This is a genomic window from Nonomuraea sp. NPDC047529 (genome assembly GCF_040642995.1).
Classification (GTDB): Bacteria; Actinomycetota; Actinomycetes; order Streptosporangiales; family Streptosporangiaceae; genus Nonomuraea.
In genome coordinates this window covers 16,346-42,100 of record NZ_JBEYTJ010000053.1, presented here as the reverse complement: position 1 = coordinate 42,100, position 25,755 = coordinate 16,346, and the positions used below count along the sequence as shown (strand labels likewise).

General features: G+C 69.8%; 28 protein-coding genes and 2 pseudogenes. 16 read left to right on the top strand and 14 right to left on the bottom strand.

All coding sequences use genetic code 11. From position 1 onward, the window contains the following. Nucleotides 1-20: 20 nt before the first annotated feature. The 3 genes from ABZ815_RS47055 to ABZ815_RS47045 all read left to right on the top strand — a co-directional run bounded on the left by ABZ815_RS47055 (nt 21) and on the right by ABZ815_RS47045 (nt 2,195). Nucleotides 21-1,190, top strand: coding sequence for an FAD-dependent monooxygenase (locus tag ABZ815_RS47055; RefSeq protein WP_357708394.1), 1,170 nt, complete (start codon nt 21-23; stop codon nt 1,188-1,190). Between the two features lie 71 nt (nt 1,191-1,261). Further along, the gene (locus ABZ815_RS47050; RefSeq protein WP_357708392.1) at nt 1,262-1,744 is read left to right on the top strand and encodes a cupin domain-containing protein; all 483 of its coding nucleotides are present in this window, start codon (nt 1,262-1,264) and stop codon (nt 1,742-1,744) included. Nucleotides 1,745-1,772: 28 nt separating this feature from the next. Next, on the top strand, nt 1,773-2,195 hold the full coding sequence (locus tag ABZ815_RS47045) for a DUF4267 domain-containing protein (RefSeq protein ID WP_357708391.1): 423 nt from the start codon (nt 1,773-1,775) through the stop codon (nt 2,193-2,195). Between the two features lie 59 nt (nt 2,196-2,254). Here the strand turns inward: ABZ815_RS47045 and ABZ815_RS47040 are convergent, their stop codons facing one another. Beyond that, nucleotides 2,255-2,791 (bottom strand): TetR/AcrR family transcriptional regulator, encoded by a 537-nt coding sequence (locus tag ABZ815_RS47040; protein ID WP_357708390.1) that lies wholly within the window; start codon nt 2,789-2,791, stop codon nt 2,255-2,257. Between the two features lie 36 nt (nt 2,792-2,827). On the opposite strand from ABZ815_RS47040, the gene ABZ815_RS47035 reads away from it, so the two are divergent. Next, on the top strand, nt 2,828-2,989 hold the full coding sequence (locus ABZ815_RS47035; protein WP_357708389.1) for a hypothetical protein: 162 nt from the start codon (nt 2,828-2,830) through the stop codon (nt 2,987-2,989). A gap of 326 nt (nt 2,990-3,315) precedes the next feature. On the opposite strand, the gene ABZ815_RS47030 is transcribed toward ABZ815_RS47035, so the two are convergent. Then, the gene (locus tag ABZ815_RS47030) at nt 3,316-4,317 is read right to left on the bottom strand and encodes a zinc-binding dehydrogenase (protein WP_357708388.1); all 1,002 of its coding nucleotides are present in this window, start codon (nt 4,315-4,317) and stop codon (nt 3,316-3,318) included. Further along, on the bottom strand, nt 4,314-5,021 hold the full coding sequence (locus ABZ815_RS47025; RefSeq protein ID WP_357708387.1) for an MBL fold metallo-hydrolase: 708 nt from the start codon (nt 5,019-5,021) through the stop codon (nt 4,314-4,316). The genes ABZ815_RS47030 and ABZ815_RS47025 overlap by 4 nt, the downstream gene beginning before the upstream one ends. 76 nt (nt 5,022-5,097) lie before the next feature. On the opposite strand from ABZ815_RS47025, the pseudogene ABZ815_RS47020 reads away from it, so the two are divergent. Next, a pseudogene (locus ABZ815_RS47020) lies at nt 5,098-5,262 on the top strand (helix-turn-helix domain-containing protein); the annotation flags it as partial. Nucleotides 5,263-5,452: 190 nt separating this feature from the next. Here the strand turns inward: ABZ815_RS47020 and ABZ815_RS47015 are convergent. Further along, nucleotides 5,453-5,899 carry a hypothetical protein gene (locus ABZ815_RS47015; RefSeq protein WP_357708386.1) on the bottom strand — a complete coding sequence of 149 codons (447 nt, stop codon included), beginning with the start codon at nt 5,897-5,899 and terminating at the stop codon, nt 5,453-5,455. Nucleotides 5,900-6,279: 380 nt separating this feature from the next. Between ABZ815_RS47015 and ABZ815_RS47010 the strand changes: the two genes are divergently transcribed. The 3 genes and pseudogenes from ABZ815_RS47010 to ABZ815_RS47000 all read left to right on the top strand — a co-directional run. Beyond that, a complete protein-coding gene (locus tag ABZ815_RS47010) occupies nt 6,280-6,801 on the top strand; it encodes a hypothetical protein (protein WP_357708384.1) in 522 nt (173 codons plus the stop codon). Beyond that, the gene (locus ABZ815_RS47005) at nt 6,729-7,034 is read left to right on the top strand and encodes a hypothetical protein (protein WP_357708383.1); all 306 of its coding nucleotides are present in this window, start codon (nt 6,729-6,731) and stop codon (nt 7,032-7,034) included. Before ABZ815_RS47010 ends, ABZ815_RS47005 begins: the two co-directional genes overlap by 73 nt. A 246-nt stretch (nt 7,035-7,280) precedes the next feature. After that, a pseudogene (locus ABZ815_RS47000) lies at nt 7,281-7,424 on the top strand (IMP dehydrogenase); the annotation flags it as partial. Between the two features lie 69 nt (nt 7,425-7,493). Here the strand turns inward: ABZ815_RS47000 and ABZ815_RS46995 are convergent. Beyond that, nucleotides 7,494-8,468: a helix-turn-helix domain-containing protein gene (locus ABZ815_RS46995; RefSeq protein ID WP_357708382.1), complete on the bottom strand. Its 975-nt coding sequence runs from the start codon at nt 8,466-8,468 to the stop codon at nt 7,494-7,496. Nucleotides 8,469-8,644: 176 nt separating this feature from the next. Between ABZ815_RS46995 and ABZ815_RS46990 the strand changes: the two genes are divergently transcribed. Then, nucleotides 8,645-12,604 carry a S8 family serine peptidase gene (locus ABZ815_RS46990; protein WP_357708381.1) on the top strand — a complete coding sequence of 1,320 codons (3,960 nt, stop codon included), beginning with the start codon at nt 8,645-8,647 and terminating at the stop codon, nt 12,602-12,604. Between the two features lie 133 nt (nt 12,605-12,737). On the opposite strand, the gene ABZ815_RS46985 is transcribed toward ABZ815_RS46990, so the two are convergent. Further along, complete coding sequence (locus tag ABZ815_RS46985) at nt 12,738-13,043, bottom strand: DUF1330 domain-containing protein (RefSeq protein ID WP_357708380.1); 306 nt, start codon at nt 13,041-13,043, stop codon at nt 12,738-12,740. A gap of 188 nt (nt 13,044-13,231) precedes the next feature. Here ABZ815_RS46985 and ABZ815_RS46980 point away from each other — a divergent pair, with 188 nt between their 5' ends. After that, entirely contained in the window at nt 13,232-14,134 is a 903-nt protein-coding gene (locus ABZ815_RS46980) for a LysR family transcriptional regulator (RefSeq protein WP_357708379.1), read from the top strand. Between the two features lie 132 nt (nt 14,135-14,266). On the opposite strand, the gene ABZ815_RS46975 is transcribed toward ABZ815_RS46980, so the two are convergent. Further along, on the bottom strand, nt 14,267-14,509 hold the full coding sequence (locus tag ABZ815_RS46975) for a hypothetical protein (protein ID WP_357708378.1): 243 nt from the start codon (nt 14,507-14,509) through the stop codon (nt 14,267-14,269). On the opposite strand from ABZ815_RS46975, the gene ABZ815_RS46970 reads away from it, so the two are divergent. Together ABZ815_RS46970 and ABZ815_RS46965 are read left to right on the top strand one after the other, a co-directional pair. After that, nucleotides 14,496-14,900 (top strand): hypothetical protein, encoded by a 405-nt coding sequence (locus ABZ815_RS46970; protein WP_357708377.1) that lies wholly within the window; start codon nt 14,496-14,498, stop codon nt 14,898-14,900. The genes ABZ815_RS46975 and ABZ815_RS46970 overlap by 14 nt on opposite strands. A 191-nt stretch (nt 14,901-15,091) precedes the next feature. Then, a complete protein-coding gene (locus ABZ815_RS46965; protein ID WP_357708376.1) occupies nt 15,092-15,439 on the top strand; it encodes a hypothetical protein in 348 nt (115 codons plus the stop codon). Between the two features lie 74 nt (nt 15,440-15,513). Here ABZ815_RS46965 and ABZ815_RS46960 read toward each other — a convergent pair whose 3' ends face one another. The 4 genes from ABZ815_RS46960 to ABZ815_RS46945 all read right to left on the bottom strand — a co-directional run bounded on the left by ABZ815_RS46960 (nt 15,514) and on the right by ABZ815_RS46945 (nt 18,550). Then, a complete protein-coding gene (locus ABZ815_RS46960; RefSeq protein WP_357708375.1) occupies nt 15,514-16,122 on the bottom strand; it encodes an FAD-dependent monooxygenase in 609 nt (202 codons plus the stop codon). Nucleotides 16,123-17,034: 912 nt separating this feature from the next. Further along, nucleotides 17,035-17,559, bottom strand: a complete 525-nt coding sequence (locus ABZ815_RS46955) for a phage minor capsid protein (RefSeq protein ID WP_357708373.1) — start codon at nt 17,557-17,559, stop codon at nt 17,035-17,037. Then, a complete protein-coding gene (locus ABZ815_RS46950) occupies nt 17,552-18,052 on the bottom strand; it encodes a WGR domain-containing protein (protein WP_357708371.1) in 501 nt (166 codons plus the stop codon). Before ABZ815_RS46950 ends, ABZ815_RS46955 begins: the two co-directional genes overlap by 8 nt. Before the next feature lie 78 nt (nt 18,053-18,130). Continuing rightward, on the bottom strand, nt 18,131-18,550 hold the full coding sequence (locus ABZ815_RS46945; protein ID WP_357708370.1) for a DUF1330 domain-containing protein: 420 nt from the start codon (nt 18,548-18,550) through the stop codon (nt 18,131-18,133). Between the two features lie 172 nt (nt 18,551-18,722). Here ABZ815_RS46945 and ABZ815_RS46940 point away from each other — a divergent pair, with 172 nt between their 5' ends. After that, nucleotides 18,723-20,051 (top strand): serine/threonine-protein kinase, encoded by a 1,329-nt coding sequence (locus ABZ815_RS46940; RefSeq protein ID WP_357708368.1) that lies wholly within the window; start codon nt 18,723-18,725, stop codon nt 20,049-20,051. A gap of 56 nt (nt 20,052-20,107) precedes the next feature. Here the strand turns inward: ABZ815_RS46940 and ABZ815_RS46935 are convergent, their stop codons facing one another. Both ABZ815_RS46935 and ABZ815_RS46930 read right to left on the bottom strand, forming a co-directional pair. Further along, nucleotides 20,108-20,935, bottom strand: coding sequence for a hypothetical protein (locus ABZ815_RS46935; protein ID WP_357708366.1), 828 nt, complete (start codon nt 20,933-20,935; stop codon nt 20,108-20,110). A 313-nt stretch (nt 20,936-21,248) separates the two neighbouring features. After that, the gene (locus tag ABZ815_RS46930) at nt 21,249-21,908 is read right to left on the bottom strand and encodes a hypothetical protein (protein WP_357708365.1); all 660 of its coding nucleotides are present in this window, start codon (nt 21,906-21,908) and stop codon (nt 21,249-21,251) included. A 321-nt stretch (nt 21,909-22,229) separates the two neighbouring features. On the opposite strand from ABZ815_RS46930, the gene ABZ815_RS46925 reads away from it, so the two are divergent. Continuing rightward, nucleotides 22,230-22,547, top strand: a complete 318-nt coding sequence (locus ABZ815_RS46925) for a serine hydrolase domain-containing protein (protein ID WP_357708364.1) — start codon at nt 22,230-22,232, stop codon at nt 22,545-22,547. 188 nt (nt 22,548-22,735) lie between these two features. Then, on the top strand, nt 22,736-22,891 hold the full coding sequence (locus ABZ815_RS46920) for a hypothetical protein (RefSeq protein ID WP_357708363.1): 156 nt from the start codon (nt 22,736-22,738) through the stop codon (nt 22,889-22,891). 96 nt (nt 22,892-22,987) lie between these two features. Here ABZ815_RS46920 and ABZ815_RS46915 read toward each other — a convergent pair whose 3' ends face one another. Next, nucleotides 22,988-25,609, bottom strand: a complete 2,622-nt coding sequence (locus tag ABZ815_RS46915) for a S8 family serine peptidase (RefSeq protein WP_357708361.1) — start codon at nt 25,607-25,609, stop codon at nt 22,988-22,990. Nucleotides 25,610-25,667: 58 nt separating this feature from the next. On the opposite strand from ABZ815_RS46915, the gene ABZ815_RS46910 reads away from it, so the two are divergent. Continuing rightward, nucleotides 25,668-25,755: NAD-binding protein (locus tag ABZ815_RS46910; protein WP_357708422.1), on the top strand; the 88-nt coding region annotated here is incomplete at its 3' end.

Here is a 25,755-nt window from a genome sequence, read left to right as displayed (position 1 = left end):
ACGTGCGTACTATTCGGGACATGAAGAACATCCTGATCTCCGGCGCCAGCATGGCGGGCACGACCCTGGCCTACTGGCTTCGCGAGCACGGCTTCACCCCGACTGTCGTCGAGCGCGCCACCGACGTCCGCGAAGGCGGCTACAAGGTCGACATCCGGGGCGCCGCCCTCGACGTCGTCGAGAGGATGGGCCTGCTGGAGGAGATCCGTGCCCTCCGCACCGACGTCCGCACCGGCTCGGTCGTCGACGGCGAGGGCCGCAAGGTGGCCAGCATGGACGGCGACAGCTTCGGCGGCCGCGTCCACCAGGACGCCGAACTGCACCGCGGCGACCTCGTCCGGCTCCTCCACGAGGCGACTGACGGCGTCGAGTACGTCTTCGGCGACTCCATCGCCGCCATCGACGGCACCCGGGTCACCCTCGCCGGCGGGCTCGTCCGCGACTTCGACCTCGTCATCGGCGCCGACGGACTGCACTCCAACACCCGCGCCCTGGCCTTCGGGCCCGAGGAGCGCTTCGTCCACGACATGGGCTACAACGTCTCGATCTTCAGCGTGCCCAACCACCTCGGGCTCGACCGCGAGGAACTCACCTACGTCGGCCCCGGCCGCACGGCGCTGCTCTACAGCACCCGCCAGGACACCGGCGCGAAGGCCATGTTCCTGTGGGCCGCCACCGGCAGGGCAGGCGACCGCGCCGAGCAGCAGCAGGCCCTGGCCGACGCCTACCGCGGATCAGGCTGGGAGGTGCCGCGCCTGCTGGAGGCCATGACCGGCGCGCCCGACTTCTACTTCGACTCCATGAGCCAGGTGCGCATGGACACCTGGCACGCCGGCCCGGTCGCGCTGGTCGGCGACGCGGCCTACTGCGCCTCGCCCGCCTCCGGCCAAGGCACCAGCCTCGCGCTGGTCGGCGCGTACGTGCTGGCGGCCGAGCTCAAACGGGCCGGCGGCGACCACACCATCGCCTTCCCCGCGTACGAGGCGCGGATGCGCTCCTTCGTCGAGGCCAACCAGGCCCTGGGCACCGCCAACATCAAACGGATGGTCCTGTCGAGCCGTTCCCAGGTGCGCCTGTCGATGCTGATGCTGCGCCTGGTCGGCCTGCTGCCCGGCAAGGACCGGATCATGGCCAAGGTCGTCGAGCCCATCCACCGCGCCGCCACCGCCATCGACCTGCCCACCTGGTGACACCTCGCGGCCCGCGAGCCTGCGCAGAAACGACTCGTGTCCCCTGCCCTCGAAGTGAGCCTGACTTGTCAATGATCGTAGAAACGGCAGTCGTCCACGAGATCGACGCCGAGACCATCATCTCGCCCACCGCCACCGGACGACTGCTGCTCGACTCCAGCGACACCGGCGGCGCGCTGAGCACCATCAGGATGACGCTCGCCGACGGCGCCGACGGCGCCGTGCCGCACCACCACGCCACCTCGACCGAACTCTTCTACATCCTGGACGGCAGGGCGCGCGTCCTGGCAGGCGAGGAGATCGTGACCTTGGAGGCGGGCGACGTGGCGTCCGTGCCCCCGTTGACGCCCCATGCCTTCGCCGCGGCCCCCGGCTGCACAGCCGACCTTCTCGTCATCGTCGCCCCTGGCATCCAGCGCTTCGAGTACTTCCGCCTGCTCGACCGCCTCCGCAAAGGCGAGGCCACGCTTGAGGAACTGCTGGCCTCCCAGGACCTTTACGACCACCACTTCCTCGACAGCCCCGCCTGGACCCGCGACCGCCAGGCGTCCTGACCCCATCAGCATTGAAGGAGATGTCTTGATGTCCGCAAAGGTGCCATCTCGTACCACTGTCGGTGTTGTTCTCGCTTTCGTCGGCGCCCTGTTCATCGGCTATGTCGGGGTGAGCTATCTGCTGGCCCCTCAATCCATGGCGCCCAACTTCGGCCTGCCGAGCTGGCCTCATGGCGAGGGTGCGGGATTCCTCGCCGTCAAGGGCGTCCGGGATCTGGCGTCCGGCCTGGTGATTCTCGCGGTCCTGATGACTGGCAACCGCCGGGTCCTGGGGTGGGTGGTGCTGGCTGCGGCGCTCACCCCGATCGGCGACATGTTCATCGTGCTGCTCTCCGGTGGAGACCCCGCAACCGCCTTCGGCGTGCACGGCGCCACCGCCGCGGCGGTCGTCCTCGCCGGCGGCCTGTTGCTCAGCGGTTCCCGGACGGGGGCACCGCGACCCGTCGCTTGACGGGCCGGCCCCCACCCGCCTGGCGTTCCCCCACGTTTGGGGCGGGCTGTGGGGTGGCGTCATGCGACGATCTTGGCGACCAGGCGGACGAGGGTGTCGCGAGCGTTGTCCGCACCGTCCTGTCCCATGATCATGTGAACGAGCTGCGGCGTGGCGTACCACCATCCGGCCAGGGCGATCACGGCGTGGAGCAGTTCGCTGGGCGCGAAGTCCGCGTTCAGGGCACCCGCCTTCTGGGCGGCGGCGAGCGCTGCCAGCTTGGAGGCGTAGTGGGCGCCGCGCTCCTCCCCCGCCGCGATGGGGCCGGCGGCGCGGTGCAGCCCCTCCCAGTGCAGCAGACGGATGAACTGCGGATGCTCACGGTGGTAGTCGTACACGCGGCCGGCGTACTCCGGCAGGTCGCCGGCCAGGGCGTCGTCCAGCGGCACGGCCTCGGCGAGCTGTTTAAGCGCCCAGGTCAGCACGGCGGCGAACAGTTGCTCCTTGTTGCCGAAGTACTGGTAGATGCGCCTTGTTGACGCCCGCGGCGGCGGCCACCCGATCCAGCCGGGCCGCCTCCGGGCCGTGGTCGGCGAACTCCCGCTCCCTCCGTTCACCGTCGCGCCGCGATCACCTGGCTGTCGGTCTATTCGATGATCATGCTGGTCCAGGTGGTGATGGGGCCCGTCCTCGCACCGCTGCCGCTTCCGCTGCGCACCCTCGTCCTCACCGGAATCGTGGTCCCCGCCGTGGTGTACGCCATCGTCCCCGGCCTCCTGCGCGTCCACACCCGCCTTCACCGGCACCCCCGCTGACATCGAAGATCCGGGAGGGCGCCCGCGTGGGCGAGCTGCACCTCAATGGCCTTGCGGGCCGCGTACCGCACCACCGGCCGCAGTTGCGGGGCGCGCCGTCAGCGCGTCCTCGACCTGCGCCGCTCCTGGGAGAAGCCTCTGCGGACGACCACCTGGCTCCATGGACCGACCCGCACCCCGCCACGAGGTCGCCAAGGTCACCGAGGTCCTGGCGCCGTCCGGCCGGCCGGAGCTGTGGGAGGTCACGGCCATCACGTCACGGATCGCGGACAGGCGAAGAAGCCCCAGGTCGCTACTTCCGGCACTCAGCCTCCTCGAAGGCCCTTCTATGCCTGGGGGTCGAGGAAGACTCTGCCGATCGGGCGGTTCTCGACGACCCGGCGCTGTGCCTCGGCGGCCTGCTCCAGCGGATAGACCCGGTCGATCGCCGGTCGCAGGGCGCCTGCGGCCAGATGCCCGAGCAGGGTGCCGTAGGCGTCGGCGAGTTCCTGGTGGGCGAACGCGGTGAACAGGAATCCTTCGAGCCGGGCGGTCTTCCAGATCAGGTCGGTGACGTCGATGGCCGCTTTGGTGCCGGCCGTGTATCCGATGCTGACCACGACCCCGCCCTGACGCAACGCACCGAGCGCCTGACCGATGAGGTCGCCGCCGAGACCGTCGAGGACCGCGTCCACGCCGGCGCCGTCGGTCAGCCGGGCGACGCCGGAGGCCAGTGTTTCGGTTTCGAGGTCGATGACGTCGAGGCCGTCGGTCTGCGGGAGCGCCGCGAGACGGTCGGCGCCGCGGGCAGTGGAGATGACCCCGGAGGCGCCGAGGAGCGGGGCCACCTGCGCCGCGGCCGAGGCCACCGCGCCGTAGATGCCGGGCGCCAGCACGACCTGCCCCGGCTGGACGCGGGCGACTTCGGTGAGCGCCAACCAGGCGGTCAGATATCCCGCACCGGCCGCCAGGGCCGCGGCCTCGTCATCGCCGACCTGCTCCGGGATGGGAACGAGGTGGCTGGACGGGACGGCCGCCTCTTCCCGCCACGTGCCGTCGAGTTTCGTCCCGTAGCCCCAGCCGCACAGCAGGACGCGCGTCCCGGGCGCGGGTCCGGAGGCGCCGGGGTCGATCACCCGGCCCACGGCGCTGGCGCTGGGGACCAGCGGCAGCGGTTTGCGCATCGACGGGGGCAGCACACCGTTGCGGACCTTGTCGTCGAGTGGGCTCACCCCGGCACGGGTGATCTGGATCAGCACCTCGGCGTCGTCCGGCGTCGGTCGCGGCACCTGGTCGATCCGCAGGTTCTCCAGGCCGCCGAACTCGTGGAACCGTACGGCGCGCATCATGCCAGCCGCTGCGCGTTGAGCCAGACGGTGCCCGGGTTGAGGCGGTCTGGGTAGCGCTGGGTCATCTCGTCGAAGAACTCCCGGGGGGTGGGCTTGGCGGCGACCACCTCACGAGCGGTACGCAGGTATTCGGCGGTCTCGTCGAGGATGCGTGGATCGTCCGGGCGATCCGGATCCTTGTGCCCGGCCACCACCGCTGCGGGCCGCAGGGCGCGGACCGTCTCGATGGCGTGGAGCCGGGCGTCGATGCCGCCGTCGAACCCGCCGTCGGCGAGGTACTGGTGCACGTTGTTGTACGCGACGTCACCGGCGACGACCAGGCCGAGCACCGGTACGTGCAGCACGGTGGAGTCGTCGCCGTCACTGTGGCCGACCTCGATCGGACGCAGCTCGTGCCCTTCGAGCACGAGTCCCCCGGCCGGCACCGGCTGGGCGGTCACCCGCAGGTCGGGAAGCTGCCCGGGGAACAACGTGCCCCAGAACGACCGGCGCCGCCCGCTGATCGAGGCGTGCATCAGCCGGATCGTGCCCTCGGTGGCGACGACCACCGCTCCCGGAAAACGCTCGGCCAGCAGCGACGCGCCGAACCAGTGATCACCATGACCATGGGTGATGTAGATGTGGGTCAGATTCCTGCCGGAGCGTTCGACCCGGTCGCCGACCTGCCGGGTCTGCTCGACTCGCCAGCTGGATCCTGACGACATCCGGCCGTACTGCCCGTACTACGCCGCGGCGATGGACACCCTGAGTCGCCGCTGGGCCGCGACGGTGCTGCGCGCGCTGCTCGGCGGGGCCACGCGGTTCAGCGACATCGCGGCGGCCGTTCCCGGCATGACCGACAAGCTGCTGTCGCAGCGCCTGAAGGATCTGGAGGCCGACGGGCTCGTCGAGCGGGTCGTGCAGGCCACCACCCCGGTACGGGTCGACTACCGACTGACCGAGAAGGGCGCCGCGCTCGGCACCGTGCTGCTCGACCTCAACCGCTGGGCGCTGGACTGGATCACCTCCCCACCAACCCTTGAGGGGCGCTCGGCGGGCGGGTGGTGCATTCGGAAAGGAGCACGCCCGGGGCGGCGGAAAGGTGGTCGGATACCTGGGGCTCATCCACCGGGGGGACGAAGATGTTCCACGGCCGTCAGTCGATGCGCTGGCAGATCGTCACCGGCAGTCGCGGCGACCAGGTACGGGTGGCCTCGTCGTAGGCCTGCGCGTAGCCGTTCTTGCCTCCGGCGCAGGGGGCGGCGATGGTCGTCTCCACGTAGACGGCACCGCCGGGCGTGACCGGGTGCGTGCGGGCGATCACCCATCTGGAGAACTTCGTGACGCCGTTGTTGAACTTGACGGTCACGAAGACGCGGCGGTCGACGGTGAAGTTGCCGCCAGCGACCTTGAGGTGGTCGTTGAAGGTGTAGGTGAACAGGAACGAGCGCGCCCGGGCGAGATCGTGGGCGTGGCTGGGGTTGTTGATGTCGGAAGGCGAGGGCGGCGACGCGTTCGCGGCGACGCTCATGGCCGGGACGGCCAGGGCGATGGCCGCGGCGGTGGCGGTCAGGCCGAACAGGGTACGCAAGCTGCGGTTCATCGGATCCTCCTCTTGTATGGGGACTTGACCACCATTGAGGAGCAGACCGCCTGCAACGCACTTTCAGCGGCCCAACCAGGTTCGGGCACGGCGAACGGCGCGTGCCATGAGCTCCGAACGCGTCCAGCCGTACCTCGCCGTAGGGCTGGACGTGCTGCCGAAACAGCGGCGTCAGTTCATCCCAGACGCATGCGCGGCGCCGACTCCGCTCTCAGGCGTGATCGAGAAGTTCATCCGTCTTCGCCGTAGCTGAAGCGGTCTGCCCGCCGGTCGTTCGACGACCGGCGCGATCTGAGGCGACCCCGCGGACAGGTGCGGTGGCACAAGCCGCGCACCACATGGGTTCCGCCCGCAGCCGACCGCCGGCCTTGTCCCACGGCTTGTCCTGTCGCGTTCTCACCCGGCAGCCGCACGCCGTTCCCGGCAAACGCTCGCCTACCAGGCCCCAGGACCTCGACGCGTGGGCGACCGAGCCGTCCACGCTGGCCGACGTCACCCTGCGAGACAACGTGGACGCGGTCGTCGACGTGGTCCGGCGCGTGGCGGAGCACGGGCCCGTGGTGCTGGTGGCGGCCGGCCTCGGCGGCCTGACCATCAGCGGTGCGGGCAACGTCATCCCCGACCTGGTGGATCGGCTCGTCTACATCTCCGCCTGGTCGTGCGTGCGGTGCGCCAACCCGATCGAGTACATGCAGGAGCCCGAGTTCGCCGGCAACCTGATGGCCCCACTGGCCGCGTTCAACGTCGGCGACCCCGCCCGGCTCGGCGTCGGCCGGCCAACCACCGCACCGCGAACCCGGAACTGCTCAACGCGCTCAAGGCCGCCACCATGGCGGACGTCAGCGACGAGCAGTTCCGTGCCTTCCTCAACATCCTGCAGCCGGACGAGTCCATCGCGGTGATGACGGCCGACGCCCGCGTCGACGCCGGCACCTGGGGCACCATCGCCCGCGCCTACATCCGCCTGACCGGCGACCGCTCACTGCCGGTGGCCATGCAGGACAGGCTGATCGCCGAAGCGGACGCCCTGACACCCGGTAACCCGTACGACGTGCACACCCTGGACACGTCACATGCGGGGTTCGTGTTCAGGGCCGATGAGGTGGCCGCCCTTCTGGACAGGGCCGCGATCTAGCAAAGGGCCGGGGACGGCCGCCGGCCATCCCCGTTCCGTCCCTTCGGTCAGGCCGACCGGCAGGACGGGGCGCCCTGGTTGGACGGCAGTTCGGGCAGGGGCCGTGGCAAAGGAAGGCCCTGCGGATGCCCTGGCTTCTCCGAGGACGGAGCTGGTCGGGCCCAGGTCCGGAAACAGGATCAGTGGGACCGCCCGGTGCTCGACGCGCTCCTGGCCCGGTTTCAACGACTTTCGAAGGAAATTCATATGCGTGGCGTAGTCCTGCATGCCCCCGGTGACGTCCGTGTCGACGAGCGGACGGACCCGGCGATCGTCCAACCCACCGACGCGATCATCCGCGTGACCGCGGCGTGCGTGTGCGGCTCGGACCTGTGGCCCTACCGCGGGATCACGAACGCCTGGCGAGGTCCCCGTCCTCGCCCAGCAGGGCCGGAGCCCACGCGCCGACCCGGTCGACAGCTAGATCCAGCCGCGCTCCCGGGCTTCCAGGCCGGCCTGGAAGCGGGTCACGGCGTTCAGGTCGCGCATGACGGCGTGGATGCGGCGCTGTACGGTACGCAGCCCGAGCCCCAGTGCCCGCGCGATGGCCTCGTCCGTCAGGCCGCCCGCGAGCAGCCCGAGCAGTTCCCTGGTCAGCTCGTCGAGCTCATCGGTGTGCGCGGCGGGTCGGGGGGCGGCGCGTAAGGGCAACGCCCGCTGCCACTCCCGTTCGAACAGCGCGATCAGCGCGTCGAGCAGGGCCGACTGGTGCAGGATGAACGCCGCGTCGATGGAGTTGGACCTGTTGCGGATGGGGATCAGCGCGAGCGCGTCGTCGGCGATCCAGATCTTGGCCGCCGCCTCGGCCACCACGCGGGCCTTCTCCCCGTGGGCGATGGACTCCTGGATGAGGCGTAACTTGCCGGGGACCTCCAGGGCCTCCCGGTCGTACACGGTGCGGTAGTCGATGCCCGACTTGAGCATGTGCCGCTCGCGCGCGACGTTGTCGCCGTGACCGCGCATGGCGTACGGGGGCTTGTCGATGTTGCGGAACATGACCTGGGCGCTGTCCTGCAGCGCGTACGCCCTGTTGACGATGTTGTCGGTCCCCGTGATGACCTCCACCTGCTCGGCCGGATGCGTCGCGTAGCGGGAGGCCAGGTTGAACGAGCTGGTCAGCTCACTGATGGCCGTACGTACCTGGTGAAGCTCCTCCTCGTGACGGGCGAGCAGCGGCCTGATGGCGATGTCGGGAGCGACGGCGACATAACGGGCGCGGCGGCCCGGCAGCCTGCTGGCGAGGCCGCGCCGCGCGAAGGCCGCCAGCGTGCGGCCCGCGAGCAGCGGCGAGATCCCGCACTGCGTGGCGAGCTCGTCGGCGGACGATCGCGGGTTCTCGACGAGCGTCGCGTACAGACGGCTCTCGGCCGGTGAGAGGCCGATCGCTTCGAGCATCGACGGCTCCCTCTTCTCCCGGCGACAGAGGCGGCGGGTTACCGCCACCTGGCGGGTTTTGGCCCGTTCTGCGCTCTTGTGTCCTGACTGAATCCCAGATTAGGTCAGCGAGGAAACGATCTCCATCGCGCATGGGCGACGATGGACGATCTTTCAGTCTGGAGAGAGTTGTGCGCATGCTGTCCACCCCTCGGCGCCGCAGACTCGTGGCCTTACTCGCAGCCGCACTCGCCGTGCCGCTCGTCGCGGTGCCGGAAGCGGCCACCGCGACGACCGCGACACCCCTGGCCGCCAAGACGGACGCGCGGGTGACCGGCACGCCACCGGTCAAGATCACGCTGATCACCGGGGACACCGTCACCTACACCAAGGACGGCAAGGGCCGCGCGTCGGCGACACTGGAGCCCGGCGACGGCCGGGAGGCTCGGACGTTCCAGGCGCAGCAGGACGATCACGGCTACTACGTGATCCCCGCTGACGCCGGGCCTTACGTCACCAAGGGAATCCTTGACAAGGAACTGTTCAACATCGACTACCTGGCGGCCAACGGGTACGGGGACGCCAAGTCCGCACAGATCCCCCTCATCGTCCAGTACCCGCCGCAGACCAAGGCCGGCGACCTGGCGGGCAAGGCGAGGTCGCTGAAGGGCGGCGCGGAGCCGATGGTGCTGGACAGCATCGACGGCGCCGCGATCAAGGTGGACAAGAAGCAGGCCACCACGTTCTGGCAGTCCCTCGGACGGGACCAGGGCCTCGGCAGCGCCAGGTCCGCGGCGGGCGGCCTGCGCAAGGTGTGGCTCGACGGCAAGGTCAAGGCGTTCGACGACGTCAGCAACACGCAGATAGGCGCACCCACCGCCTGGGCGGCCGGCTACGACGGCACGGGCGCGAAGGTGGGCATCATCGACACCGGGATCGACACCGCGCATCCCGACCTGCAGGGCATGATCGCCGCGGCGCGCAACTTCGTCCCCGAAGGCAGCCCGGGCGGCGGCAACCCTGACGAGGTCACCGACCGGTTCGGCCACGGCACCCACGTGGCCTCCATCGTCGCGGGCAGCGGCGCCGCCTCGAACGGCAAGTACAAGGGCGTCGCCCCCGGCGCCAAACTGGTCATCGCCAAGGCGCTGAGCGACAACGGGAGCGGCAACGACTCCGAGATCATCGCGGCGATGCAGTGGCAGGCGGCCGGCGAGCACGTCCGGGTGGTCAACATGAGTCTGGGCAGCTCGAACCCGACCGACGGCACCGACCCGCTGAGCCAGGCGGCCAACGAGCTCACCGCCCAGTACGGCACGCTGTTCGTGGTCGCGGCGGGCAACTCGGGCCCCGGCCGGTACACCGTCGGCGCTCCCGGCGCGGCGACCTCGGCGCTCACCGTCGGCGCGGTGGACCCGGCCGACAAGGTCGCCTCGTTCTCCAGCCGCGGTCCCCGCCTGAGCGACGACTTCGCGATCAAGCCGGAGATCACCGCACCCGGCGTGAACATCATCGCGGCGCGCGCGGCGGGCACCTCGCTGGGCTCGGGCAGCAGCATCCCGGGCGGCGGCCCGATCGACGACAACTACACCGCGGCGTCCGGCACCTCGATGGCCGCGCCGCACGTCGCGGCCGCCGCCGCCATCCTCGCCGCGCAGCACCCCGACTGGACGTCCGAGCAGCTCAAGACCGCTCTGACGGCCACCGCGAAGCCGGGCGACGACCCGCTCTACGACCAGGGCTCCGGGCGGCTGGACATCGGGCAGGCCGTCACCCAGCAGGTCTTCGACGACCTGGCGACGGTCTACGCCGGCTTCAGCGACCCGTACACCGGCCAGACGCTGACCAGGAAGGTGACCTTCCGCAACACCGGCAAGGAACCGGTCACGCTGAACCTGTCCATGACGCTGAAGCACGGCGACGCCCAGCCGCCCTCCGGGATGGCCACGCTCAGCCCGTCGTCGCTGACCGTCCCCGCGGGCGGGTCCGCGGGCGCGGACCTCACCATCGAGCCCACGCTCGGCGACCCGGGCTGGTACGAGGGGCGCCTGACGGCCACGGCGGGCACGACCCGCCTGACGGCGCCGATCGCGTTCCGCAAGGGCGCCAGGACGGACACTGTGCGCGTCAGGTTCGTCGGCCGGCCGGAGTGGACGGTGCTCCAGAACGTCCTGTCCGCCGTGCGCGTCAGCGACACCGACCCGCTCCTCGAAGGGGAGCCGATGACCACGGACGTTCTGGACTGGCGGACCACCGACACGCCGGGCACGCTGGAGACCGAGCTCAAACTCGCTCACGGCGGCGTCTACTCCCTCAGCGCCACGCCTTCGTGGTTCACCAAGCCGGACCGGCAGATGCAGTACTCCGTGCTGCTCGCTCCCGAGATCAAGCTCGACGGCGACACCACGGTGACCCTCGACGCGACCGACGTCGAGCCCATCCAGGTGAGCACGCCGCGCCCGTCAGAGCCGGTGTTCACGAACGTGATGGCCGCCCGCACGACCGCCTCGGGGCAGATGTACGCGAGCGCCTCGCTGCTGAGCTACCAGGTGCTCAACAGGGGCAAGTACTGGGTCACGCGGGTGCGGAAGGCGCCCACGGTGGGCACGTCCACGGTGCTCTTCGACCAGATCCGCCGCGCTCCCGAGGTCGAGCTGGCCGTGCCGGGGCTCCGGCTCAGCCCCCACTACATCAGCGAGCACGACGCGCTGGTGCCGAAGTTCGCCGCCGACCGGCGGCTGAGCCTGACCACGGGCGACGACATGCGCGGCGGCGCGGACGCGCGCGGCAAACTCGTCTTCCTCCCGGCCAGGGACGCGCTCGACCCCTTCCTGGCCGACCTGGACCTGGCCATTAAGGCGGGGGCCGCGGGCGTGGTCACCAGCGACCGGTTCGCGTGGATCCTCCATGACCCCGCCTACGCGGCGCAGAACAGGATCCCGCTGTTGTGGATCGACAGCGGCGAGGCCGACCAGCTCGGCAAGGCCCTGGCTCGCAAGCCGTACCCGAGCGCCGGCCTGCACGTCACGCCCACCACCCCGTTCGAGTACAAACTGGCCTATTACATGAAGGGGACCACAGCGGGCCGCCTGAACTTCGCCCCGAAGGCCCGCGACCTCACCGAGGTCGCGACCACCTACCACGCGCAGTTCCCGCCGCCGGCGGGCACGTGGGGGCCGGACGCGAACTTCATCGAGGCCGACCACACCTACTCCCCCGAGCAGCGCTTCAGCATCCGCGGCTCGCACAGTTTCACCGGGCCCACGACCAGGACCGAGTACTACAACGCGGCCGGCCGGGACGTGCTGTGGGGGCGTGACTACGCCTTCTTCGACCTCACCACCTCGGGCGAGGCTCGCGTCGCCAGCTCCCTGCGCGGCTTCGCCGGCGCCGCCAAGGAACGGGAGGACTGGAACGAATCCATCGTCCCCTCCCAGTTCACCACCGGCCCCGACCTGCCGGACTGGGTCACCTCGGCCGTCTACTGCGACGGTTGCCGCCAGGGCGACCGGCTGCGGCTGCGCGCGCTCACCTCGCTCGGTTACGGCTACTACTCCGACGCCTCCAACCCGGGCCACATGTACCAGGGCGCTCCGGGGACCGAGGAGATCCACCTGTTCAGCGGCGCCACCGAGGTCAAGCCGCAGTACGACGACATGGGCCTGCCCTACTACACCGTCCCCGCCGGGTCGGGCGCGTACCGGCTCACGGACTCGTGGAAGGACGGGTTCGCCGGCAAGCACTCCGGCACCGGCGTCGAGACCACCTGGACGTTCCGGTCCGCCCGTCCGACGGGCGACAGCGCCCCGCAGCCCTGCCTGGACACGGTGCTGTGGGGTGACAAGCAGCCCTGCGCCCAGGCGCCGCTGATCCACCTCGCGTACGGGCTCGGGCTGCCGGAGAACGACACCGTCCAGGCGGGCAAGCCGTTCACCTTCACCGTCAAGCCGCAAGGCGGCAGGTCGCCGTCGCTGCGAGGAGTCTGGATCTCCGCCGACAAGGGCGCGCACTGGACGGCTGCCACGGCGGTGGCCGGCGAGAAGGTGCTCGTGCAGAACCCCGGCGGGCCGGGCAGCATCTCGATCAAGGTCGAGGCGAAGGACAAGGACGGCAACTCCGTCCAGCAGGTCCTCGCCGACGCCTACTCCGTGAAGTAACCGCGATAGCGGGGGCAGAAACACTCTGCCCCCGCTACGGCCCGGAGGCGCTCAGGGTATGGCGGCGGCCATGGACGCCGTTGACGGTGTGCGTATCAGGTGACGGATGCTCAGCGACGGCTGGGCCCGCCGGTCAGTCGTTGCCTTCGATGATGCGGAAGTCGCGCTCGACGCCGTCGGGGAAGACCACCAGCGCCTTTTGGTATGCCTCGCTCTCGTATGCCGCGACGGCCTGTTCAAAACTGTCGAACTCGATCAGAACGACGCGCTGCGTGATCCCGGCCTCGTGGGCGACGACTCGACCGCCAAGGGACGGGAGGAGGGCCAGGTTGCGCCCGCCCCCGGCCTGGACAGCGGGACCGGCCAGCTTGTCGTAGGCAGCCAGCCGCTCAAGGTCGGAAATGACGGGGTAGACACTGACCCAGTAGCCCTTGGCCATGGAAGCCTCCTATGTTCGACCGGACACGTCCGACTGCGAATTGACACTCAGATCGATCTATCCCGGCGACGGGTAATGCGGTCGGCTGAATCGTCATATGCGCAGGTTAGGGCTCGACAGGCGATCGAGGGAAAGACCGGTTCGGGCTAGACTCAGAACGGATCGTTATCAATCGGCAGGGAGGGCACGTGGCGCCGGATACGGTGAGCCTGCGGTACTTCCTGGTGCTGGCGCAGGAGTTGAACTTCACCCGCGCGGCCGCACGGATCGGTATCGCACAGCCCGCACTCAGTGCCCGGATGCGCCGATTGGAGGCGGAACTCGGTACGGCCCTGCTGGTCCGCAACACCCGTACCGTCGTCTTGACCAGGGCCGGTGCGGCTTTGGCGGAGTCCGCGCCACCCGCGCTGGCGGCGCTGGACCGGGCATGGGACACCGCCCGGAGCGCGGCGGCCGGTGAACTGGGCACGCTGCGCATCGGATACAGCCTCAGCACCGGGGCCGAGACGGCACCGGCCCTGGTGGACAGGCTGATGCGCGGCAACAGCGGACTCGCGGTCGGCGCGGTCCCGATGGCGACACCGGAGATCTCCCCCGCGGTCGCCGACGGCCGCATCGATGCCGGGATCACCCGCGGTGAACAGCCGGGCCATGGCGTGCGCCGGTTCCTGCTGCGGCGTCAGCGCGTCGGGGTCCAGCTGGCGCAGCACCATCCGCTGGCCGAACACCCGGAGATCGAGATCGCCGACGCGGCCGCGTATCCGCTGCGACTCCCGGACCGTGCGGCCAACCCCGTGATCCACGATCAGCTGTCCGCACTGTTCCGAGACGCCCGGCCACACCCCCGATTCCACACGCCCGCAGTCTCTTTCGACATGTCTCAGCGCGACCTGCGCGACGGGGTCACCCTCGCCCCGGCCGGAGAAGCCGCGGTCATGACACAACCGGCCGGTCTCACCTGGCGACCGCTGCGGGGCGCGCCCAGCCTGACGATCCACCTGGTCCTCCCACGCGAGCCGTCGCCGCTGCACCGCCGCATCCGTGCCGTCGCCAAAACCCTGGCGCACGAGCTGCACTGGCTGCCGGACTGACGCGCAAGAGGTCAAGCGAGAGACGGACGCCTGCGCCGGCGAGGCCGGCGGTGCCCGGACCGGCGCGAACCCGCCGGTTGTGTTCGGTTCCGGGCCGCAACGATCAACACGGATCCACGAGAAGTGCCCGTGTCACTGCTCCCTCGATGGTGGTGCGAGCCAGTGGCGGGTGAGGTCGTGGACGACCACCAGCCAGCGTTGTGACTGCTCTCCGGTGGCGATCGCGTCTGCGGCGCTGTGCAGGACGGTGAACAGGATCGTGGCCGCGACCTGCGGGTCCACCGGGCGGAACGCGCCCGTGACCGCGACGTTCGCCAGGCGCGTGCCGATCGGAGTCTCGCTGCCGGCCACCATGGTGCTGGTGACGGCGGGCATGTACGTCGTCGGGACCTTCGGCCACGACGACAACTGGACCCGTTTCCTGCCAGGCATGATCATCGATGGGGTCGGGCTCGGCTCACTCACAGCAGTCAACCAGGCCGCATCGCTGACCTTCGCCTCGCAGGAGAACGCCGGCATGTCCAGTGCCACGTTCGGCACCCTGCGGCAGATCGGCATGGCCACGGGCATCGCCGGGCTCGGTGCGGTGTTCAGCCACGTCGCTCAGAACAAGGCGGAATCGGGGGTCGCGGCGATCCCCGAGATCGACGCGCTGAACTCCATGGCGGTCCTGGGCACAGTCATCGGCGCGGTTTCCGTGGTCATCGCGGTGATCGCGTTCGCGATCGACCACGGCCGGACCCGCCGGTGCGCGTCAGCGCGCTGACCGGTCGGAACGCTCACCGCCCCAAAGACAGGCGGCCGAAGCCCACCCTCTTGATGTGCGCTGCGGTCAGGTGCCGTTTGGCGGATGCCGCATGTTCGGTGCCGGACAACAGCGGGCAGGCGAGCGTCGTTGTGGCGCCGTGCCGAAAGAGGCTTGCATTCGGTACCCAGGTACAGGCTTACCGTCGAGGCATGACGCAAGACATCACCCTTGACCAGGGATGGGCTCCCTCCGCCTGCACCCTGCCCACCGCCGAGCAGCCGCTGCGCGTGGCCGAGTTCGACGCCTTGTTCGCCGACGCGGTGCAGGGCCTGACGCGGCCGGAGAGCACCCGGCTGCGTCTCGATCTCGTCTTCGGCCCGGGCTCCGCCGCCCGGACCGCCGAACTGACGGCTCGCGAGAACGGCTGCTGCTCCTTCTTCACCTTCACCCTGACCATCGCCGACGGCGGCCTGACCCTGGACGTGTCGGTGCCGCCCGAGCACGTCGACGTGCTGGACACGCTGCAGGCCCGCGCGGGCGCCGCAGCCACCCTGTGAGCTCCGGGGGACGATGGTGATGGACCGCATCAGCCGTGAGGACCTCTGCGGCGGCTGCTGACCTTCCTCCCAGCTCAGACGGTGCTGATCGGCGCCGGGTTCTCGGGGAGCCGCCAGTTGCCGCCGCGGTCCTCCTTCGAAGGGCGTGCGACGAGATCGGGAAGGTGCAGGAAGCAGGCCAGTGCGGTGGCGGCCTGGAAGGCGTCGATCGCACGCTGGGTCATCGGCATGCCCAGGCGCAGGAGACGCGGATTCACCTCGCCCTGGATCTCGTCGACGAAGGGCCGAAGCACGCTGTCGTAGTTCGCCAGTGCGGTCGGCAGGTCGCCCGGATGCCGGTTGATCTCGCCGGCCAGGACATAGGCGCTCACCAGACCACCGGAGACGCCCATGCCGCTGTAAGGGGAGACGCAGTGGGCGGCGTCGCCGGCCAGGACCACGCGGCCCTCGGACCAGGTGCCGGTCCGGACCTGGACGATCTCCTGGGAGTAGAAGAACGGGCTCGTCCGCATGTCGTCGATGAAGCGCTCGGTCTGCCAGCCCGCGTCGCGGAACCTGCTCGCCCAGAACTTCTGCTGACGCTCGAGGTCGCCGAACGGGCCGGGCACCTGGTGCTGAAGACGCTGGAGCGGGCCGGCGGCGTGGAGGCGCTGACCGGGGCCCATGAGACGATCTCGGCGCATCACGGCAACAACTATCTGCCATTGCTGGAGCAGTACTACCAGAGGGCTGCTGGTCGGGCTGCGTGGCCTCGGCCGAGTCGGGAGCGCCGCCCTGTTGCGGGCTCGCCCTGCGGCTGACCTTCGCCCCTCCCCTCTCCCTCGGGCGCTCCTCCGGCGATGAGCCGGATCGGCTGGCCGTTCTTGCGGTAGCCGGTGATCGCGCCAGGCGTCGTCGGCAACATCGAGTGATCGAACATCGCAGGCCCTCCCGGAGCCGGACATGAGAAAGGGGCCGCGCCAGGCGGACCGGAATAATTCGATCCTGCTAGAGGTGGCATGACACAGCGCCGCATCAAGCAGGCGAGGCCAATTGGCAGCAAGCCGCGTAAATCGCCAGGTCGAACAGCACATCAACCCTGGTCGCTTGCTTGTCCATAATGTCAAGTCGCCGTTTATGGGGACATTGGTTCGGGACACACCTGGAGAATTCACTGATCGGGTGTGGTGTATTCGGGGACTGACACACACGGGGACTTCCTCGTTTAATGAAGAACTGTCAGCAACTTTCTCTTGGAAAGGCAGGCCAGCGTGCGCATACCAACGCGAGCGCTCAAGCTCGCCCTCGCGGCAGCAACTATCGCCGCCCCCATCGCGCTCGTCGCCCCAACTCCAGCCTTGGCCGGGGAGCTTCCCTGGTGTACGGCCGGAGTAGACGGCGGCAGACGAGGAATGCTCAATTGCAGTGGAGCAGCCGGGCATGTCCGGCTGATCACACACTGTTCCTGGGCGTTCTGGGCCGACAGCGGGTGGCTCTGGAAGAACGAGGGTTCGTTCCACTACGAGAACGAATGCCTTTACCACGCAGATGCGGCAGAGTGGTCGGCTTCTCCGTGATCACGGCATGGGTGCAGGGCCAGCGCCCGCACATGATCGCTAGATCCGCTCGCGATCACCTCTCCGAGGCATGCCAGCGTCGTGGCTGAGCTGAGTCAGCCGATTTTCCAGAGCGGCAACACGAGCACCGGCCTTGCGCCGGTGCTCCGTGTCGAGCGCTACCACCGCCTGCCGTTTCGGCAGGTAGCCGCTGAGCGTGTGCCCGCAGCCGGGATGCAGCAGACCGGCGGCGCGGGCCTGGGCGACGGTGCCCTCCACGAGCACGTCCATCATGTCGTCGGACACGGCGGACTCAACCTGCCGGAAGCCGATCGGCCCGTCCTGCGACAGGATCTTCCCCTCCCAGAGGGCGCACCGCGGGCACGTGAACGGCAGCCGAGACACGATCACGAGGTCGATGCCGTTCTCGGCGAGCGTGGCCAGGTGGCCGTCCGTCGCGGCCTGCGCCATCGCGGCCCGCACCGCCGCTTCGGCGTACGCGGTCACCGACCAGACGCGGCCGGAGGAGTCGGTGAACCCGGTGATGCCCCGGCGGGCCACCTTCGTCACCAGCCGTTCAGACAAGCGTTCCAGCCGACCGGCCCGGGGGCAGCGACGCCGCCGCCCCCGCCAAGGCGAGCGCCGGATCCGGGCACTTCGCCACCATGTCGGCGAGCATCTTCCCGCGTTTGTCCAGCTCGGCGGTCAGCTTCTCCGGCGCGCTCGCATCCGGCCGCCTCACCGAGACCTTCGCTCCGCCCCGCCGGGGGTGGAGAGCGCGCAACCAGGTGGGCGGCAACGTCAGCCGGTCCTCGTCCTCGACGCCGCCGGCGGCCGCGGGCGAAGCCTCCTGCGGTAAGGGGGCCGTTTCGTCCTCCGTGTAGCCCTTGCGTAACTTCTCCGCCACCAGCTTGTCCGCGGCAGCCGTGGCGGCGGCCGAGCCGAACGACTTGACCTGCGTCTGACCGGCCGCGCCCATCCGTCCATACCGGATGTGCAGCTCCGCGCCGTCCTGGCGCACCTCCCAGAACTTGGCCGAACCCCCGCCGACGAACGCCAGCGTGCGCTCCATGCTCATGCCGATACCTCCACCCTGCCTGCTCTTGATCGACAGCGGCGAGTATGGCGAGAACGACCGACAAAGTCGCGCGGAAGATCAGACGGGGAGGCTCTCGGCGGCGGTGGTCTCGCGCTCGGCACGCAGGCCATGGTCGTTCCCGACGACCTGTTCGGGCAGGGCCGCCGTCTCCCGTATGGCGGTGACGGCCGCCGTGGGGAGGTAGTCGTCGGGCAGACCGTCGACCATGATGATGTCGCCCTCGATGTGCCGCGAGCGCAGCGGCGCGATCTCCCGGTACGCGGGAGAGTCCCACCATGCCCGTGCCTCGGCGATGCCCGGGAACCCGAGCATCACGACATGGCCGGGCCAGGTGCCTTCCTTCACCTCGTGCTGGGTGGCATGGACGAGGTAGCGGCCGCCGTACGGCTCGAAGGTGGTGGGGAGCCGTTCCATGTACTCGGCGATCTCCGGATGCGGGGCCGCCTCCTGCAGATGGGCGATGACGTAGGCGGGCATGGCGTCCTCCTGGTGCAGCCGTGTTCGGTGCTGCCGATCCTGACACGCATCTCGTAGGCAGGGCGATTACCTGACAGGTAGGCGATCAGGTGAAGCAAACGGGCATGCACCGATGGCGGTGGCTTGTACGCTGATCATCTGTTCGCGCCAGGGCGATGGCAGGAGACGGGGCATGACTTCGAGGCCGGCCGGTTACGTGGTCGGCGGGCGCTACCGGCTTGCGGACGAACTGGGGTCCGGTGGTTTCGGGCGGGTCTGGCGGGCTCGCGACGAGACCCTCGACGTGGACGTCGCGATCAAGGAACTGCGGCTGCCGCCGTGGATGCCGGAAACCGAACGGGCCGAGCGGCTGGCGCGCGCCACACGCGAGGCACGCAACGCCGCCCGGTTGCGCCAGCACGACGGCATCGTCGCGATCCACGACGTCGTCATCGAGGACGGCCTTCCCTGGATCGTCATGGAACTGATCGAGGGTTGCTCGCTGAGCGAGTACGTCGAGGAGCACGGACCTCTTCCGATGGACAGGGCCGTCGAAGTCGCCGGGGCACTGCTGACGTCGATCGGAGCAGCACACCGGGAAGGCGTCGTGCACCGCGACATCAAACCGGCCAACGTGATGCTCGCCAAGAACGGAAAAGTCCTGCTCACGGACTTCGGGACGGCGATCCACCACACCGATTCCGCACTGACCGCCACCGGGATGTTCATCGGTTCGGCGGAGTACATGGCGCCCGAGCGGTTGCGCGGCAGTGACGACCTTCCCGCCGGGGATCTGTTCTCCCTCGGTGTGACCCTCTACCAGGCGGTGGAGGGCGTCTCACCGTTCCGCCGCGACACCCAGGAAGCGACTTTGGCCGCGGTACTGCTGGACGAGGCCCCGGCACCGCAACGCACCGGACCGCTCACGCGGCTCATCACCCGGCTGCTGGACAAGGACCCGGGCCGCAGGCCGACGGTCGACGAGGCGCTGGCCATGGCAGGTGCACAGTCCGCGACCACGGTCCGCGTGCGGCGCGACACCAAGATCCTCCCAGTCCGGACGAAGGAGGGGGGACGCTCAGGCGTCGCCGCGCTGATCGTGGCCATGACAGCGGTGGTGGGCCTGACGGCGCTCGGCGTCGCAGGACTCCCCGATGCCGGAGGCACGTGGGAGCACTTCGAGCGCTTCAGGGACGACACCGCACTGATCGTCGCCGTTGCCGATGTCGTCATCACCGGCTTGCTGTGCGCCAGTCTCGCGCGGTTCCTGCCGAAGAACGCCGGCAGGACCGTGACCGCTGTCGCCGGTGCCGCCGGGCTCGTCTTCGGCTGTGGCGCGACCGCTTTCGCCTTCCACGGCGCCGGCGAAACCCTCCGGAACATGATGCAGTTGCCCGGACGAGATGCCGCGACGGTGTCGCTGGCCCTGATCAGCATCGTCGTCCTCGTCGCTGCGGGGGCGGCCTGGACCTCGCATCGCACCGATCGACGCGGAGGGATCAGAGGTCGAACACGATCCTGATCGCCCGCACTGCCGTACGTCACGCCGTCGCGCCACTCGCCCGCATGGGCACTCGCTCAGTTGTCGAAGGCCCATGCCGCGGCGGCGATCGGCTGGAGCCCCGCGGCCAGCTCGTCGAGCTCGTCCGCGCTGAGCACGTCGTACGCGGGGGCGGCCAGGTCGTCGGTGAGCGCCTCGATCCGCTGCTTGGTCTCCCGGCCGGCGGGGGCGAATCCGCCGGCGGCGTCCACGAGGCCGCGGTCGCGCAGCCCGTCGACCACGGCGGCCAGCTGAGCCTTGGGCAGGTGGTGGACGCGGCCGAACTCCTCCGCCCTCATTCCGAGGGAGAGGGCCATGAGGACGTGGGCCTCGGTGCCGCCGATGCCGTGGGCGAGAAGGGCGGCGTTGTGGCCGTCCCCTCGGTGTTCCCGCAGCAGCGTCGCCACGTGCCAGAGCCTGGCCACCGGCTCTTCGGGCACGTCGAGCGCGCGCAGCCCGGCGTACAGTGGCCGGCCCTCGGTCGGCGCGCTGAACGCCGCTCGGATGGCGAGGTCGGTGGCCCGCACCAGACCCGGCGAATCGGCCAGCTCCCCGATCATCTGCCGTAGGGCGGCGGCGCTGCCCCGTTCGCGCACGGTGATCGCCTCCTGCGGGGTGATCTTTCCCCACACCCACGGGATGTGGCGTGCCACCTCGCCGTCGGCGAAGTTGTAGAAGACCGCGTGCACGACCTCGGACGGTGCCGTCCCCAGGGGTGCGGCCCGGCCCGCGAAGTATCCGTCCCAGTAGTTGCGCATGCCGACGGCCAGGAACGCCTCGTTCGCCACCTCGGAGAAGGTCGCGGTGGCGATCGGCTCGACGAGCTCGGCCATGTGGCGGATCTTGGCCTGTGGGTGCTGCTGCATCGGTCGGCATCTCTCTTCGTCGTGACGGCTGGTCGTGACAGCGCCCTTGTGGGCGGCCGTTCACCTTGGCTACGAACGCCGCGGCCCAGATACGACAACCCCGGTCGAAAATTTTTGGGTCGATTCTGCCAGGCAGCGTCGGGGTGCCACCCAAACTCGGTCACCGCTCGGTCATGGCGGTCATCCGTCCACACATGGAGCCCACGTCCGCGGGCATCCAGGGATCTCCCGTCCTGGCGAGAGAGCGCCGCGCGGAGAGAGCCCCCGGCCCTCTCACAGTTCATGGGGACCGGGGGCTCGCGGGGGTGCCTGTTCAGGCGGTGGGGGTCTGCTTCACGTAGCTGACCTCGACGTTCAGGTAGGTCGCGACGCCGTAGTCATGGCCGCGGATGGCCAGGAGGTTGCAGCGCTCCAGGTGTCTGACGGGTATGACGACGTTGATCGCGCCCGCGGCGCAGCCGCCGCTCCTGACGGTCTGAACGAGGCGGCCGTTGAAGTAGACCCGCGCGTCGTTGTCGATCGTTCCTTGGATGCGGACCTGCTGTGCGTCGCGCGGGATGTGCACCCAATGGCGTACCAGGATGTCGGTGTTCACCGCCCAGGACGTCTTGACGTTGGTGGAGTTGTTCCAGGCGCAGGTGCCGTTGGTGGTGCCGAAGCCTTCTTGTCCGCTCGCCCAGTCACTGTCATCGAAGTTCGGATCGTAGAAACGCGGGGCATTGGTCCCGGGCGGCACCTGGAGGTATTTCCAGTCGGTGCTGTTGTAGCCGAGTACGGTGACGACATTCTGTCGCATTCCGGTCAGGGAGGCTGACGCCGATGCCGGAGCGGGCAGGGCCACGGTGGCCAGCAGCGAGCCGACCGCGAGGCCGGCGGGAAGGAAACGCAGCAGTTTTTTGAACATGGCGATCTTCCTCCGTCGATTGTTCGAAATATCGATCCTGTGGCCGCCGAAAAGGACATGTCTATCCATGTCGCAATTCTGCCGCCTTACATCCCGGCCGGAATGGGTAAATCGAATCATAATCTCATCACACGCGGACACGTTAGGCAATGGCCAAGAAAGGCCGACGAGAATGGGCGGACGCAATTATGAGCAAAGAGGAATTTTCCGATATGCCGATTATGAGTGCCGTCCTCTCGACCGGAGCCGAGAAACATCGACACAGCCGCCACCAAGGCGCTCTGGTACGAATCGCGCGTTCGCGCTACTGGCGAACAAGTCCGGGGCGACGCGGCTCGGCTTCGGTACGGTTCGGTCGAGCCGGGGATCCCCGCAGCGGGCAAGGAGTGGGTGGACAACCGGTTCAAGACCTACCAGCCGGAGGAGCTGGTGCGCTTCGCGATGTCCAGGCCGGCGCGGTTCGAGCCGGGAAAGGGCTGGAGCTACTCCAACACCAACTACACACTGGCCCAGCTGCTGATCGAGAAGGTCACCGGCCACTCGCTCGCCGAGGAGATGAAGCGACGGATCCTGCGGCCGCTCAAGCTGCGAGGCACCGTGGTGCCGGATCCACGGATCTCCCCCACCCGCACGCCCACGGCTCCTACCGCTACCAGGACGCCGGCCAGTGGAAGGTGGTCGACGTCGCCCGCCAGAACCCCTCCATGACGGCCGGCGCCGGTGACATGATCTCGACCACCGGCGTTCAACTCGTAATCATCTACGTGATACTGGCCTGATTTCACGTACATGAGCGATCACGTCCGCGCGGCGACCAGGAGAACCGTCCGCCGGGACGGTGCGCGACTCCGGCACGTTATCCGGTACATCGTCGCCGAGGTCGCGCGGCGGCCGGCATGAGCGCCGCGCCGAAGATCACCGCCCTGCGCGGTGAAGGCGTCAGCCTCGCCGTAGCCGCCGACGCCTTTCTCGCCACGCCGCGCACGGTCAACCCCGACAGCCACCGCGCCTACGCCTCGGCCATCGACCGCGTCGCCGCCGCGGCTGGCTGACGGACGACGCCGGGTAGGCCCCCAGCACGGAGACCCTTGGAACGGGCGGCGCAGACGTGCCGCGCCCCCGGCAGAGGGCTGCCGGGGGCGCGGGGATCAGGATGACGCGAGCTTCACATCGAGCCCGGTGATCCGGTCGACGGCGACGGCGGCGGTGGCGGTCGTGGCGGCGTAGCCGCTCTTGGTGACCGTCACCTCCTGATCACCGGTCTGGGCGGAGAACAGCCAGTAGGCGCCGGAGGCGTCGGTGGTGGCCGTGCGCCCGTCGGAGGCGACCGCCGCCCCCTGCACGGGCTTGCCGGTGGCGGCATCGGTGACCGTGCCGGTCACCAGGCCGCCCTGGACCTTCTGGCAGGTGCGGTCACCGACGTAGACGTCGTCGATCGCCCACCAGCCCGAGCGGTTGCCCCGGTAGTGGAAGCGGACCTGGGCCTTGGTCTTGCCCGCCGCCTGCGGCATCGCCACCACCTGCGCGGCCGGGCCGGAAGCGCCGGGGAAGCCCTTACGGGTCCACACCGTCGTCCAGGTACGCCCGCCGTCCAGGCTGAGGTCGGCCCAGGCGATGGCGTTCACGCCGGGCTTGAGGTCGCCCGCGAACTCCAGCACCGGGCTGGTGTGCTTGGCCAGGTTCAGCACCGGGCTGGTCAGGTAGGTGTCCTGGACATGCCCCTTGCCGGAGTGGTCGGAGTCGACGATGGCGAACCTGCCGCTCCCGCCGGTCCGGTTCTCCCGGGCGCCGGGATTGTCGAAGACCCAGCCCGGCTGGTGGTCGAACCCGGGGAAGCCGGGATCGACATTGGTGACCTGCCACCCGGTGGGCTTGCCCGAGCTGAACGGCTCGGGCGTGCCCGCCCTGCTCGCCAGGTAGCCGGGGGCCACGCACGCGAGGGCGGCGGGCAGGGCGGCGTCCACGGTCTGGTTCTCCGCCCCCAGACTGACCTTCCTGCTGACCGGGTCGTAGCCGGGTGCGCCCGGGGTGATGCGCAGCGTGTAGTCGGTGGCGGGCAGCAGGGACAGGGAGTAGTGGCCGGTGATCGCGTCGGCGGTGGCGTCCCACGTGTGGCCCTTGCCGTCGTCGGCGGTCACCTTGGCGCCCAGCGGCCAGCCGTGGCCGGAGCCGTCGGTGAGCGTGCCGGACAGGGTCTTGCGCTGGGTCGGGGTGAGCGGGACGTCCTGCTTGATCGAGCCGTCCTTGGTCACCTTGATCGCCACGGTGGCGTCCTGGTAGCCGTAGGCGCTCACCTTGAGCTGGTAGTCACCGGCCAGCAGCTTGAAGGTGTACGTGCCGTCCTCGCCGGAGGCGGACTGGCGGTTGAGCTGCCCGTTCAGCGACACGGTGGCGTCCTTGAGCGGCTCGCCGGTGGCGGCGTCGGTGACGGTGCCCGAAAGCGTGCCCAGGCCCTGGGCACCCGCCTGCACCAGCGCCAGCGCGTCCAGGCGGCCCTCGCCGTAGACGTTGTTGTTGGCCGCGTCGCCGCCGCACTGCGGGTCGGCGGTGTCGATGGCGGTCAGGTCCAGCAGCGTGCGGGTGCCCTCGATGTCGCGGGCCAGCGACGGGTTGGCCGACCAGAGCAGGGCCACCGCGCCCGACGCGTGCGGCGTGGCCATCGAGGTGCCCGACATCAAGAGGTAGCCTCCGCCCTTGACGGAGGAGCGGACGTCCACGCCGGGAGCCGAGATGTCGGGCTTGATCTGCCCGTCCTGGCCGTCTCCCCGGCTGGAGAAGTCGGCGATCTTGTTGTTCCTGTCGTAGGCACCCACGGAGTAGTTGATCGTGCGGCTGCCCGGGGTGCCCGAGGTCCGGCACTCGGCCCCTTCGTTGCCGTTGGCCCACATGCCGAAGATGCCGGACGCCGCCCAGGCCTCCTGGATCTCCTCGAACATCGGCTCGTTGGAGGGCAGGTCGCTGCCCCAGGAGTTGTTGACGATGTGCGGGCGCTTGGCCGGGTCGGGGTTCTGCCCGGCCGCGTCGGTGGGCGCCAGCATCCACTGGCTGGCCCGCATCAGGTCCAGGTCGCTGCAGCCGCCGGCCTGGCAGCCGCTGGCGGCGATCCACTTGGCCTTGGGCGCGACGCCGATCTGGTTGCCCTTGCCGTCGTCGCCCACCATGGTGCCCATGGTGTGCGAGCCGTGGTTGTGGCCGTCGCACGGGCCGGGCTCGTCGCAGTTCCCGGCCGCGTCGTACCAGTTGTAGTCGTGGGTGAAGGTGCCGTCGCCGTTGTTGCCCCGGTAGGAGCCGATCAGCGCCGGGTGGGTGTACTCCACGCCGGTGTCGACGTTGGCCACGACGATGTCCTCGCCGCGCACGCCGTACTGCTGCCACACCTGGTCGGCCTTGATGTTGGCGATGCCCCACTCCACGGCGGCGGCCGTCGCGGCGGCGCCCTTGGTCTCCACCGGCAGGGCCACCGGGTAGGTTCTGGGCGCCCGGACCTCGCTCACCCCGTCCATCTTCGCCAGCTTTTCGGCCAGCTTCAGGGGCACATCGCGGACGTACACGGCGTTGGCCGCCCAGAACGTCTCGCTCTTGCGGCCCTCGGCCTTCAGCAGCTTGCGCAGCGGGGCCTGCGAGCGGTCGGCCGTGTCGCGCAGGGCGCGCACGACCTGCTCGCCGCGCGCGGTGCGGGTCCTGGCCCGCTCGGCGCTCTTGGTGTCGGCCTTGTCGGACAGCAGCACCCACAGGTCGGTGCGGTCCTTGGCGGCGTAGGCCGCGAGCACCTCCCCGCCCAGCGGACGCGGATCAGCCGGCGCGGCGGCCGCCGCCGCGGCCGAGGGCGTGGTGCTCGGCGGCGGCCTGCTCGGCCTGGCGGCGGCCGACGCGCTGCGGACGCTCGGTCTGCGGACGCACATCGTCGAGATGAGCC